This is a genomic window from Peptoclostridium sp. AF21-18 (assembly GCF_003478825.1).
Classification (GTDB): domain Bacteria; phylum Bacillota; class Clostridia; order Peptostreptococcales; family Peptostreptococcaceae; genus Peptacetobacter.
On the sequence record NZ_QUGE01000027.1, the window covers coordinates 16,303 to 29,082 of the forward strand.

Consider the following 12,780-nt stretch of genomic DNA (forward strand, 5'->3'; position numbering starts at 1 on the left):
TGTGAAACTAAAAAATCTTCAATTGGTTAATTATAGAAATTACGACAAGCTATATATCGAATTTAACGATAGAATAAACCTATTACTAGGCTCTAATGGTCAGGGAAAGACCAATATAGCAGAAGCTATTTACTTATTGGCATTTGGAAAATCATTTAGAACAAATAGAGATAGAGAACTTATTAAATTTAATACAGAAAATCTCTATGTCGGAGGTGGTTATGAAAAAAATGATAGAAAAGGAATGGTTGAAATAGCTATAAATAAGGCTAAGAAAGGAATAAAGGTAAATAAAATACCTATTATAAAATTAGCTGAGCTTTTGGGAAATATAAATGTCGTTATTTTTTCGCCTGAAGATTTGAGATTGGTTAAAGATGGTCCTAAAATAAGAAGAAGCTTTATAGATAGGGAAATAAGCCAGATTGTGCCTGGATATTATGGTCTTTTAACTGGTTACAATAAAATTTTGGCGAATAGAAACAAGCTTTTAAAAAATATAAATCCAGATTTAAATCTCTTAGATGTATACGATGAGAGTTTGGCAGATTATGGAAGTAAAATTTTTATGTTTAGAAAGAAATTTATTGAAAGAATTGCCGAAATTTCTAAAGATATGCACTCTAGATTGACAGATAATAAAGAGGATTTGAATGTTATTTATAAAAGTCAGATTCAACTAGATGAGGAATCTAGTATAAAAGATAAGTTTATTAGTATTTTAAAAGATAAGAGAAAACACGATTTAGATATGAGAATCAGCGGATATGGGATTCATAAGGATGATATTTTAATTCAGATAAATGGACTAGATGTTAGACTTTATGGTTCTCAGGGGCAGCAGAGGACAGCGTCTATATCGTTGAAATTATCTGAAATAGAACTTATAAATAGAGAAGTTGGAGAATATCCACTTCTAATTTTGGACGATGTTTTTAGTGAGCTCGATGAAAAAAGACAAAAGCTTTTGGTCGACAATCTAAAAGATGTTCAAATGTTTATTACAACTGCTGAGTATCTACATAAAAACGTACTGGATATGAATAATACTACAGTTTTTTATATAGATAATGGAAAAGTAGTTAAAACGGAGAATGGAGGAAATTAAATGAAACAGGAATACGGTGCAAGTCAAATTCAGGTTCTTGAAGGTTTAGAAGCCGTTAGAAAAAGACCTGGAATGTACATTGGATCAACTGGTCCTAGAGGACTACATCATTTAGTGTACGAAGTAGTAGACAATAGTATAGATGAGGCACTTGCTGGAAATTGCTCAAAAATATACGTTGCTATAAATGCAGATGGAAGTATAACTGTAGAAGATGACGGTAGGGGGATACCAGTAGAGGTTCATCCAAAGACTGGATTATCAACTCTTGAAACAGTACTTACTGTTCTTCATGCCGGTGGTAAATTTGGCGGTGGAGGATACAAGGTATCTGGAGGTCTTCACGGTGTTGGGGTTTCTGTTGTTAATGCGCTTTCTGAATGGCTAGTGGCTGAAGTTCACAGAGATGGAAAGGCTTATAGACAGGAATACAAAAAAGGAAATCCTCAAACTAAGTTAGAAGTAGTTGGAGAGTCAGATCATACAGGTACTATAATATCTTTTATGCCTGATGCAGAAATTTTTGATGAGATAGAGTTTAGCTTCGATACTCTTGAATACAGACTTAGAGAGCTTTCATTCTTAAATAAAGGAATAAAAATAATATTTGAGGATAAAAGAGAAGGTAAGGAAAAATATAGAGATTTCCACTATACAGGAGGTCTTGTTGAATACGTTAAATTCCTTAATAAGTCTAGAACAGGAATACATGAAGATATAGTATATATAGACAAAAAAGTAGATGACTGCTTAGTTGAAATAGCTATGCAGTATACAGATGGATATACAGAAAATATATATTCATTTGCAAATAATATAAATACTCACGAAGGTGGTTCACACCTTGCAGGATTTAAAGCAGCTCTTACAAAAACTATAAATGAATACGCTAAGAGAAATGGGGCTTTAAAAGATAAAGATTCTAATCTTTCAGGAGAAGATATAAGAGAAGGGCTTACAGCTGTTGTATCTGTAAAACTTCCAGATCCTCAGTTTGAAGGTCAGACTAAGACAAAACTTGGTAATACTTTCATGAGAGGTATAGTTGATGGAGTTACTGTTGAGGAATTAGGATCATTCCTTGAAGAAAATCCAAATACAGCAAAAGTTATAGTTGATAAAGCTTTAAGAGCACAGAGAGCTAGAGAAGCGGCTAAGAGAGCTAGAGAATTAACTAGAAGAAAAAGCGTACTTGAAAGTACTTCTCTACCAGGAAAACTTGCAGACTGCTCAGAAAAAGACCCATCTAAGAGTGAAATATTCTTAGTCGAAGGGGATTCTGCCGGTGGTTCTGCAAAACAGGGTAGAGATAGAAATACTCAGGCTATACTTCCTTTAAGAGGTAAAATTTTAAATGTTGAAAAATCAAGATTAGATAAAATATTAGCTTCTGATGAAATAAAAAATATGATAACTGCTTACGGATGTGGTATAGGTAATGATTTTGATTTAGAAAAAGCTAGATACCATAAAATCATAATAATGACCGATGCCGATGTCGATGGTGCACACATCAGAACACTATTATTAACATTCTTCTTCAGATATATGAGACCTTTAATAGAAGAGGGATATGTGTATGCTGCACAGCCACCTCTATACAAGGTTACTAAACAGAAGAAAGAATACTATGTATACTCAGATAAAGAATTAGACGACCTACTTAATGAAATAGGTAGAGATAAATACGATATACAGAGATATAAAGGGCTTGGGGAAATGAACCCAGAACAGCTTTGGGATACAACAATGAACCCAGAAACAAGAACTCTTCTACAGGTTACTATAGAAGATGCTGCAATAGCTGATGAAATATTCTCTATGCTTATGGGAGATAAAGTTGCTCCAAGAAGAGAATTCATACAGGAAAATGCAAAATATGTTAGAAATCTAGACGTATAGGAGAGGAGATAAAAAATGCAGGACGAAAAAAATACTAGCAGAATACTTCCGATAGAAATAGCTAGTGAGATGAAAAAATCTTACATAGAATATTCAATGAGCGTTATCGTCGGGCGTGCTCTTCCAGATGTAAGAGATGGATTAAAACCAGTTCATAGAAGAATATTATACTCTATGAATGAATTAAATCTTTCTCCAGATAAACCATATAGAAAATCAGCCCGTATTGTCGGGGACGTTCTAGGTAAGTACCATCCACATGGTGATAGTTCAGTATATATGGCAATGGTTAAAATGGCTCAGGACTTCTCAACAAGAGTGCCTCTAGTTGACGGTCATGGGAACTTTGGTTCAGTAGATGGGGATTCACCAGCTGCGATGCGTTATACTGAAGCCAGAATGAGTAAATTATCACTAGAATTACTTAGAGATATAGATAAAGAAACTGTAGACTTTGGACCAAACTTTGATGAATCTTTAAAAGAACCATTAGTGTTACCAGCAAGATTCCCTAACTTATTAGTAAATGGATCTAATGGTATAGCAGTTGGTATGGCTACATCTATACCTCCTCACAATTTAGGAGAGGTAATAGATGCAACAGTTCATCTAATAGATAAACCAGAGTCAGATGTTGAAGAATTAATGGCTTATGTAAAAGGACCTGACTTCCCAACTGGTGCAATAATAATGGGAACTGAAAGCATAAAAGAAGCCTACAGAACAGGTAGAGGTAAGATAAAAGTTAGAGCTAGGGCTGAAATAGAAGAACTTCCAAAAGGAAAACAGCAGATAGTTGTAACAGAAATACCATATCAGGTAAATAAAGCGAGATTAGTTGAAAGAATAGCTGAACTTGTAAAAGACAAGAAAATCGAAGGTATATCAGACCTTAGAGATGAAAGTAATAGAAATGGTATGAGAATAGTTATAGAGCTTAAGAGAGATGTAAATGCCAACATAATCTTAAATAATCTATACAAACATTCTCAGATGGAAGAAACTATAAGTGTTATTATGATAGCACTTGTAAATGGAGAGCCAAAATGTTTAAATCTTAAAGAAGTTCTTCATTACTACATAGAACATCAGAAAGATGTTGTAACAAGAAGAACTAAATACGAGCTAAATAAAGCTGAAGCTAGAGCTCATATATTAGAAGGTTTAAAAATAGCACTAGATAATATAGATGCTGTAATAGAAACAATAAGATCTTCAAAAACTTCTTTAGAAGCTAAAGAAAAATTAATTGAAAGATTCGGTCTAACAGAAATTCAGGCTCAGGCTATCCTTGAAATGAGACTTAACAGACTTACAGGATTAGAAAGAGAAAAAATAGACGCTGAATACGACGAATTAATGAAAAAAATAGCTGAATTAAAAGAAATACTTGCAAGCGAAGAAGTATTACTTGGAGTAATTAAAGATGAAATAATAGAAATCAAAAATAAATATACTGATGAAAGAAGAACAGAAATTCAGCATGCAGAAGGTGAAATAGATGTTATAGACCTTATAGATGAAGAAGAAATAGCTATAACTCTTACTCACTTTGGATATATAAAAAGACTTCCTGCTGATACTTACAGAAGTCAGAAGAGAGGTGGAAGAGGAATATCAGCTCTTACAACAAGAGAAGAAGATTTCGTAAAACACCTAATAAGTACAACTACTCACAGTAGATTATTATTCTTTACTAATAGAGGTAGAGTATTTAGATTAAATGCATACGAAATACCAGAAGGAAAGAGACAGGCTAAGGGAACTGCAATAGTTAATCTACTTCAGCTTGGACCTGGAGAAAAAATAGCTACTCTAATAGATGTAGATGGAAAAGAAGAAAATAAATATCTTCTAATAGCTACTAAGAAGGGTATGGTTAAAAAGACTAAGATAAGCGACTTCAAGAATATCAATAAATCTGGATTAATCTCAATAGGTCTTAAAGAAGGCGATGAGGTTATAGGAGTTAAATTAACTGATGGGGATCAGGATGTTATGCTTGTAACTAGAAATGGTATGTCTATAAGATTCTCTGAAAAAGACGTTAGAGATATGGGAAGAACTGCTATGGGTGTTAAAGGTATTACACTTGGCGAAGGAGATACTGTTGTATCTATGAGCTTAGCTAGTGAAGGTACTGATATGCTTGTAGTAAGTGAAAATGGATTTGGAAAGAGAACTGATCTTGAAGAATACAGAAGTCAGATAAGAGCTGGTAAAGGTATAAAAACTTACAACATATCTGAAAAAACTGGTTCAATAGTCGGAGCTGAAATGGTAGCTGAAGATGATGAAATGATGATAATAAACTCTGATGGAGTATTAATAAGAATCAAAGTAGGTGAGATATCTATATTTGGAAGAGTAACTAGCGGAGTTAAACTTATGAATGTAGATGAAGAAGTTAGCATAGTATCTATTGCAAAAATAACTACTGATGAAGAAAATGAAACAGAAGAATAGATAAAAAGTTAAAGGGTTATGCTTTTAATTGAGCATAACCCTTTTTATTATGTGTTTAATATATTATTTTATAGTTGTTTTTAGGTTGCTGCTTTCTGCTGTTACAGGAACAGTTGCATTTACAGAAGCGTTATCTATTTCAACTGAGTAAGTTTTGTGTATTAAACAGTTTACAGGGTCTTCTGTTGTTATAACAAGTGCAAGACTGTGTCCAGGTTTAACAGTATATCTAGTTGCATTTAGATATATATTGTACTCATGGTATTCACCTTTTTTAAGCTCTATGCTGTTTATAGCAGTTTCTGGTTCATATCCAGCTTCTGGATTACAAAGGTCAGCATATGCACGAGTTATTGGGCGATAATTTTTATGAACAGTTTCAAATTCACAAAGGTCAAATGATGGTAAATCTCCACCATTTATTACACCATTTTCCTGAACTTTTACAACAGGTATTATATTTCTTTCTGGATCTACTGTCTGTATACTGTCAAATTTTTCATCGCATACATCGTATAGCATAGCAACTAATTTAACGTCGTCCATTCTACCAGTAACTTTAGAATCGCCAAGTTTCATAGTTAATGAGTCTGCATCGTTTCTGTTTTCAGGATTGAAGTCATTTTCTATATCCCCATCTTTTAATGCAGCTTTTAAATTTAGATGAACAGTTCCCTGTATAGTAAGTTCTTCATCAAGAGGAGCTGTTACAAAGCGTTTATTCATATTTGAAGATTTAAGACTCATAGCTTCGTCAAAGTTTTCAGCACAAACACCAGCTGATTCCCAATCAGTATCTATTACAGATACACCAGATTCAGCACTTTCTAGTTTCATAGAGAATGCAGTTTCCCAAGAATCGCAAGTTTCCCATTTATTCTGGTCGTAGTTTGTCTGAACTAAAACTTCTGGCATTTCTTCTGCACAGTTGTCTAAATTGTATAGATAATGAGATATCCATTTATTTACTATATCATCGTAGAAATTTCCATCTATAAGGATACCGTAGTTTTTATTTGCCATAGTAGGAGTTATATGTGGTCCCTGATGAACTATTGTTTTAACTGTCTGTCCAGATTTTTTATACGCTTTGTACATCATTTCAAACTGTTTTGTAGATACATTTTCGTCGTTTAAGCCCTGAACTATTAGAGCACTACATTTTATTTTATCGTAGTTTAGACGGTAGTTTCCAGCACCCCAGAATTCTTCATCGTAGTCAGAACCACAGCTTAACTGCTGAAGACTAAGTTCGTGGTGGAATGCAGCTATATCATCTAATTCTTTTTCAGATAAAGTTTCATCGTTGTATCTACTTGAGCAGAAGTAAGCAAGGAAGCTATTTAATACTTCTTTTGGCCAATAACGCTGAGAACCCTGCATATTCTGCTGGCTATACCAGTCAGATATTCCTGCAACTGGAACTATTGTTTTAAGACCTTCAACACCAGTTGTTGCAACAGCGAAAGGCATAGTTCCTGCATAAGATCTACCTGTCATTGCTACATTTCCATTTGACCAATCAGCTTTTGTTTCTATTGTACCTTCTCTATCTGCATAAGCAACACGATCTCCATGAAGCCATTCAACAACAGATTTGAAAGCATCTCTTTCAAATTCAGAGCCAACAAAGTTAAATCCATCTGAGCCAAGAGCTCCAAAACCTGCACTTATGATTACTGCGAAACCACGAACAAGGTAGTAGTTGAAGTTTTCAAGGTTTTCATATACCATGCTGTCGTTATTTCCTTTGTCTTTGTAGTACCAATCAGAAGCATTTGACTTTAATGCAAGATCCATAGCACTTATAGAACCTGTAGGTATACGAGCAGGTACTTCTTTTTTAAGGTCTGCAAAGTCAAATTTTCTGTATTCTTTTTCTGCAACTTCTTTCATGTGGTCGTAGCCATCTTCATTTACACCAGCACAGTATGGACGAGCTTCGAATAAAGATGCTGCTTTGTAGTTTCCTTCAACAGCACTTCTTGGAACCTGAATAAGAGTTTTTATAAGGTCTCTTTTTCCATCTCCATCCATATCGTAGTCAGATTCAACGTATACGCAGTATCTTACTATGTCAGAAGTAGCTGGATTATAATTTTCTCCTGTTTTCCCATCAGTGAAAGGAAATACAGGCTGAGCCATTCCGTTTTCAAATACTGGAACTTTACTATATTTAGTCATAACTTTTCTCCCCCTTTGACTATAAGTATAAACATTTTATTCAACAATAAAACGTTTACAAAAATAGTATAGATATTATCGAAAAATTAGTCAACACATCAAAATAGACTATAAAAGTCTGGTATAGAGTTAATCTATATAGTTATAAATAGATATACTTATAAACAATAGCATTTTCAACCTCTCCAATTGAAAATCATAAAGGAAATGTGTTAAATTTAAAATGTCAGATATTTTGAATACGTTTGGTTAGTAAATATCTAAAAAATTATGTTTTTAAGGGGGATTTTTGAAATGGCAGATTATCATAAAATGTGGGAAGATCTAGGTATGGATCTTGAAACTCATGACCAATTATGTGAAGTATTACCTCAGGCTTTTGGAGATGTTTATTTATCTCAGGAAAACCGTCCAGAATCAATGGATTACTATGATTTCGTAGTGTCTGAAATACATGGTGTTAGACCAGCAGAACTAGTTGAACATCAGAAAAATGGTGGAAAAGTATTCGGTACTTTCTGCGTTTATGTTCCAGATGAAATAGTATTTGCAGCTAAAGCAATAGCTACAGGTCTTTGCGGTGGTTCTCAGTTCTGGGTACCAGGTGGAGAAAAAGTTCTTCCATCTAATACATGTCCATTAATAAAAGCATCAGTAGGTGCTAGATTAGATAGAACATGTCCATTCTTCCGTATAGCAGATATGTACGTTGGAGAAACTACTTGCGATGGAAAGAAAAAAGCATGGGAAATATTAGCCGAAGATGTCCCTGTTCATGTAATGGATTTACCTCAGATGAAGAGAGAAAAAGATATAAAAGCTTGGGCTGAAGAAATAAAAGACTTCAAAAAAGTTGTTGAAGAAGTAACTGGAAATGAAGTAACAGCAGAAAGCTTAGGAGAAAGTATAAAACTTATAAACGATAAGAGAAGAGCTCTTAAACGTCTATATGAATTAAGAAAAAATGAAAAATTACCAATAAGTGGTAAAGACGTATTATTAATATCTCAGATAGCATTCTATGATGATCCAACTCGTTTCACTCAGATGACTAACAAACTTTGCGACGAATTAGAAAAGAGAGTAGAAGAGGGTGTTAGTGTATTCCCAGAAGGAACTAAGAGAATACTTCTAACTGGTACTCCTTTAGCTATACCAAACTGGAAAATACACAACATAATAGAAACTAGCGGTGGAGCAGTTGTATGTGAAGAAATGTGTACTGGTGCTAGATATTTTGAAAATCTTGTAGACGAAACTCAGACAGATTTAGATGGACAGATAGATGCCCTTGCTAATAGATACATGGGTATAAACTGTGCTTGCTTCACTCCAAATAGAGCTAGAATAGACGATATAATAAGATACGCTAAAGAATACAATGTTGACGGTGTTATAGATGTTAACTTAAAATTCTGTAGTACTTACGATGTTGAAGGATTCCTAGTAGAAAGAGAACTTAAAAAAGCAGGTATACCAGTTCTTGGAATAGAAACTGACTACACAGATAGTGATGCTCAGCAGATGAGAACAAGAGTAAGTGCATTTATAGAAATGCTTGAAAAATAATATATTATTGATAGAATAATAGTATATTATCAAAAGGAACGAGATGTTCTTTGTAGAGCAAAGGAAATGATGTAAATGAAACAGTATTATGTGCTTTTTAACAACCATGAAAATGGTATGAGGTTAAAAAAAGAACTAAATAATGCAAAAATAAAAGCAGTCATAGCTCCGACTCCTAGAAAACTTAGCAAATGCTGCGGTATTTCTTTAATGATTGAAGAAGAAGATATTGAGAGTATAAGACAGATTGCAGAAGAAAAGAAAATAGAGATTTTGGAAATTGACTGGATTGAAAAGGACTTTAACGCATCTAGGGATAGATACTGTTAAGTTCAAAATAGTAGTGTTTATATGAGGAGATTCCTTTAACGGGAGTCTCCTTTTATTATGAGATTAAATAATAATCAGATTTTAAAAGTGTAGAATAAAAGTATTTTTTGTTAACGATAGAAGTAGTTTTTTATAATGAAGTTATAGCTTTATATGTTATAATAATTGTATACAAAAAAGAGAGGAGCTGATTTTCAATGAGCGGCAAAAAAGGTGGATTAATGATATTTGGTGCCATAGTAGGTTTTGTGGCGGGATTATTTTTAGCGCCTAAAAAAGGATCTGAACTTAGAAAGGACGCAAAAGAAAAATTTGAAGATATAAAAGAAAATCCAGAAGAAACTGTTAAAAATACTTTTGATTCTGTAAAGAATAGAATAAGTACTTTTTCAGAAACTTTATTCGAAGTAGATGAAGATGGATACGAAGACGTGGATTTAGAAGATGAAAATATAGTAATCAGCAGAACATTTAAAGAGGTTGAAGACGATATGGATGACGATATTGTTTTAGATACAGATAAAGAAGAGGAGCTTTAATATGAATGCAATTGGATGGCAGGTATGTGGAGTTTTATTAGGTGTTTCTGCTATAATAATTGCTGTGTATTTAGCAAAGACTTTAAACAGTGCATCTAAGACTATAGATAATGCAAATGCTCTTGTTACTAGAGCTACAAGAATAGTGGATGAAAATGAAAAAGATATAAATAATATTATTAATAATGTTTCATCTATAACAGACAGTGTAGACAGTTTAGTAGAAACCGCTAGCAGTATAGGAAGCTATATAAATATATTTGGTTTTATAAAGAAAAAAAGAAAAAATAAGAAGAAAAAAGACAAATAATAAATTAAGGATATTTTATGGGATATAATTTTAATTTGGAGGTGTGATATGTCGATAAAAATAGATTCATCTTTTAATGTAGAAGAGAATGTGTGGAATGTTGCTCTTATTGGAGAACTTGATGTTTCTAGTGCAGAGGTATTTAAAAAATCTCTTAATGATCTTGTTGATGAAAATTCTCAAAATATAAAAATAGACTTAGATAAATTAGAGTATATTGATTCAACTGGTCTAGGAGTAATGGTAGGCGTGCTAAAAAGATTGAAAGTCAATGGTAAGGGTATATACCTTAGTAATCCTAGAAGTAACGTAAGAAAGATATTAGAAATTACGGGGCTTGATAAAATATTTAATGTGGAGGGATAAAAATTGACTTATGAAACTATAAAAATGGAGATAAGTTCAAATCCAGAGTATGTAAGCATTATAAGACTTACTACTTCAGGAATAGCCAACAAAATTGGTTTTTCAATTGATGATATAGAAGATATGAAGGTTGCTGTTTCTGAAGCATGTACTAATGCTATAAAACACAGTGATGATGATAAGTTTTTTATAACTTTTAAGATGTTTGAATCTGGAATTTGTATAGAGATAAAAGACAACGGTAAAGGTTGTGACGTTGAGGCTATAAAGGAGCCTGATTTAGATATGCCTAAAGAAAGTGGTTTAGGTTTATTTATTATTAAAACGTTAATGGACGAGGTAAGTATAGAATCAATAGAAAATGAAGGTACAGTTATTAGAATGACTAAATATTTAGGAGCTGATATTTAATGAAAAGTGTAGCAGGAGCTGCAAACTACCTGGATATGGATACAAAAGAGCTTTTTAGACTGTACAGCGATAACAAGGATATCGATATAAGAAATATTCTTATAGAAAGACATCTTTATCTAGCTAGAATACTCGCTAAAAAATATATAAATAAGGGTGTAGATTATGAGGATATCTATCAGGTAGCTTCTTTAGCGCTTATTTATGCAATAGATAGATACGATATTAGCAAGGGATTTGAATTTTCTAGTTTTGCTACTCCGACTATTATAGGGGAGATTAAAAAGTATTTTAGAGATAAAGTATGGACTATGAGAGTTCCTAGAAGAATTCAAGAGCTTAGTAAGAAAATAAGTAATGCTAAGATAGCAATTGAGCAGGAAAAGAAAAGACATCCTTCAGTTAATGATATAGCTGAGTATATAGGATGCAGAGAAGAAGATGTTCTTGAGGCTATGGAGGCTTCATATAGTTATCAGCCTGTATCACTTGACGCTTCAGGTGGAGATGATTCTGAAGACGATCTTACTCTTTCTGATAGAGTTGGCGTTGAAGAAAAAGATTTTGGCAATATAGAGCAAAAAGATTTTCTCAACAGATTTATGCAGAATTTAAATGAGTTAGAGGTTAAGATTTTAAAAGATAGGTTCTTCCATAATAAGACTCAGTCTGTTATAGCAACAGAACTTAATATCTCACAGATGACAGTATCGAGATTAGAAAAAAAGGTAGTAGAAAAATTAAGAAAAGAATACGAAAAAATATAGATGATATGTATGTGCTATTCAATGCTTTGAGTAGCACTTTTTATTTTTTGTTAAAGATAGGAATAGTAAAAAAAGCTTTTATCTATATATAGAATATTGGTTATAATTTAAAACTATACTTTATATAAAGTGTTGAAAATAAGGTTTTCAAGTGGTAATTTCATAGTTAGAGATTATAATTTTTTAGGAGGTCTAACTATGAAAGACGTAAGAGCAATGGCAGAAGCAACATCAAAAGGTATGGCAGATTTTGCAGCTAATAAACCAGAGATAGCACAGGGATTTGGACAGTTTGCAGGAGCAGTTTTATCAGATGGAGCTGTTGATTTAAAAACTAAAGAACTTATAGCAGTAGGTATAGCAGCTTTTAGTAGATGTGAATATTGTATAGTAGGACATGTAAATAATGCGTTTAAAGCTGGTTGTACAAAAGAAGAAATATTAGAAGCAGCTGGTGTAGCTATAGCATTTGGTGGTGGACCTGCTTCAGCATATGTAGCAACTACATTAATGGATGCTGTTAATGAGTTTGAAAAAGATTATAAATAATTTAATATTTATTAATATATCTATTTAGAAAAAATATAGACCAATGTAAATTAATACTTTACATTGGTCTTTTTATGTTATAGAATATATTTCATCACTTCGAAACAATCGAAAATAAACTTTTAAAAAAAATTAAAAAAAAGTTTTAAAAAAGTATTGACGATTAATAAAGAAGATGATAATATAATACTTGCGACGGCGATAAGTTGTCACAACAATTAAAGAATATGTGGTTATTATAGAAGAGAGGATACACCTGTTCCCATTCCGAACACAGAA

Annotated in this window: 12 protein-coding genes; 11 read left to right on the top strand and 1 reads right to left on the bottom strand. The window is 32.7% G+C overall.

What is annotated here, in order from left to right; genetic code table 11:
- The first annotated feature begins 1 nt into the window (after nucleotide 1).
- Genes recF through gyrA form a run of 3 tightly spaced genes read left to right on the top strand, consistent with a single transcriptional unit; the run spans nucleotide 2 to nucleotide 5,476 of the window.
- Nucleotides 2-1,108, top strand: a complete 1,107-nt coding sequence (recF, locus tag DWX74_RS09465) for a DNA replication/repair protein RecF (RefSeq protein ID WP_118549731.1) — start codon at nucleotides 2-4, stop codon at nucleotides 1,106-1,108.
- On the top strand, nucleotides 1,109-3,010 hold the full coding sequence (gyrB, locus tag DWX74_RS09470) for a DNA topoisomerase (ATP-hydrolyzing) subunit B (RefSeq protein ID WP_118549732.1): 1,902 nt from the start codon (nucleotides 1,109-1,111) through the stop codon (nucleotides 3,008-3,010). It begins immediately after the preceding gene.
- A gap of 15 nt (nucleotides 3,011-3,025) precedes the next feature.
- Entirely contained in the window at nucleotides 3,026-5,476 is a 2,451-nt protein-coding gene (gene gyrA, locus DWX74_RS09475; RefSeq protein WP_118549733.1) for a DNA gyrase subunit A, read from the top strand.
- Nucleotides 5,477-5,539: 63 nt separating this feature from the next.
- On the opposite strand, the gene DWX74_RS09480 is transcribed toward gyrA, so the two are convergent.
- The gene (locus DWX74_RS09480; protein ID WP_118549734.1) at nucleotides 5,540-7,660 is read right to left on the bottom strand and encodes a CocE/NonD family hydrolase; all 2,121 of its coding nucleotides are present in this window, start codon (nucleotides 7,658-7,660) and stop codon (nucleotides 5,540-5,542) included.
- A gap of 294 nt (nucleotides 7,661-7,954) precedes the next feature.
- Here DWX74_RS09480 and DWX74_RS09485 point away from each other — a divergent pair, with 294 nt between their 5' ends.
- From DWX74_RS09485 to DWX74_RS09520, 8 genes are all read left to right on the top strand, one after another.
- Nucleotides 7,955-9,229, top strand: coding sequence for a double-cubane-cluster-containing anaerobic reductase (locus DWX74_RS09485; protein WP_040410702.1), 1,275 nt, complete (start codon nucleotides 7,955-7,957; stop codon nucleotides 9,227-9,229).
- 75 nt (nucleotides 9,230-9,304) lie between these two features.
- Nucleotides 9,305-9,559 (top strand): DUF3343 domain-containing protein, encoded by a 255-nt coding sequence (locus DWX74_RS09490; RefSeq protein ID WP_118549735.1) that lies wholly within the window; start codon nucleotides 9,305-9,307, stop codon nucleotides 9,557-9,559.
- A gap of 197 nt (nucleotides 9,560-9,756) precedes the next feature.
- Nucleotides 9,757-10,098 (top strand): YtxH domain-containing protein, encoded by a 342-nt coding sequence (locus DWX74_RS09495; RefSeq protein ID WP_006440938.1) that lies wholly within the window; start codon nucleotides 9,757-9,759, stop codon nucleotides 10,096-10,098.
- Between the two features lies 1 nt (nucleotide 10,099).
- The gene (locus tag DWX74_RS09500) at nucleotides 10,100-10,408 is read left to right on the top strand and encodes a DUF948 domain-containing protein (protein ID WP_118549736.1); all 309 of its coding nucleotides are present in this window, start codon (nucleotides 10,100-10,102) and stop codon (nucleotides 10,406-10,408) included.
- 48 nt (nucleotides 10,409-10,456) lie between these two features.
- Nucleotides 10,457-10,774, top strand: a complete 318-nt coding sequence (locus DWX74_RS09505; RefSeq protein WP_118549737.1) for an STAS domain-containing protein — start codon at nucleotides 10,457-10,459, stop codon at nucleotides 10,772-10,774.
- Between the two features lie 3 nt (nucleotides 10,775-10,777).
- Nucleotides 10,778-11,185 carry an ATP-binding protein gene (locus tag DWX74_RS09510; RefSeq protein WP_242649230.1) on the top strand — a complete coding sequence of 136 codons (408 nt, stop codon included), beginning with the start codon at nucleotides 10,778-10,780 and terminating at the stop codon, nucleotides 11,183-11,185.
- The gene (locus tag DWX74_RS09515) at nucleotides 11,185-11,952 is read left to right on the top strand and encodes a SigB/SigF/SigG family RNA polymerase sigma factor (RefSeq protein WP_118549738.1); all 768 of its coding nucleotides are present in this window, start codon (nucleotides 11,185-11,187) and stop codon (nucleotides 11,950-11,952) included. Before DWX74_RS09510 ends, DWX74_RS09515 begins: the two co-directional genes overlap by 1 nt.
- A 198-nt stretch (nucleotides 11,953-12,150) precedes the next feature.
- Entirely contained in the window at nucleotides 12,151-12,501 is a 351-nt protein-coding gene (locus DWX74_RS09520; protein WP_040410701.1) for a carboxymuconolactone decarboxylase family protein, read from the top strand.
- The last annotated feature ends 279 nt before the right edge of the window (nucleotides 12,502-12,780 follow it).

Bases quoted from the DNA above. Each gene is read 5' to 3' on its own strand.
- DWX74_RS09520 (WP_040410701.1), top strand. From the start codon at position 12,151: ATGAAAGACGTAAGAGCAATGGCAGAAGCAACATCAAAAGGTATGGCA.
- DWX74_RS09500 (WP_118549736.1), top strand. From the start codon at position 10,100: ATGAATGCAATTGGATGGCAGGTATGTGGAGTTTTATTAGGTGTTTCT.
- DWX74_RS09490 (WP_118549735.1), top strand. From the start codon at position 9,305: ATGAAACAGTATTATGTGCTTTTTAACAACCATGAAAATGGTATGAGG.
- gyrB (WP_118549732.1), top strand. From the start codon at position 1,109: ATGAAACAGGAATACGGTGCAAGTCAAATTCAGGTTCTTGAAGGTTTA.
- DWX74_RS09480 (WP_118549734.1), bottom strand. From the start codon at position 7,660: ATGACTAAATATAGTAAAGTTCCAGTATTTGAAAACGGAATGGCTCAG.
- DWX74_RS09495 (WP_006440938.1), top strand. From the start codon at position 9,757: ATGAGCGGCAAAAAAGGTGGATTAATGATATTTGGTGCCATAGTAGGT.
- DWX74_RS09485 (WP_040410702.1), top strand. From the start codon at position 7,955: ATGGCAGATTATCATAAAATGTGGGAAGATCTAGGTATGGATCTTGAA.
- DWX74_RS09515 (WP_118549738.1), top strand. From the start codon at position 11,185: ATGAAAAGTGTAGCAGGAGCTGCAAACTACCTGGATATGGATACAAAA.
- DWX74_RS09505 (WP_118549737.1), top strand. From the start codon at position 10,457: ATGTCGATAAAAATAGATTCATCTTTTAATGTAGAAGAGAATGTGTGG.
- gyrA (WP_118549733.1), top strand. From the start codon at position 3,026: ATGCAGGACGAAAAAAATACTAGCAGAATACTTCCGATAGAAATAGCT.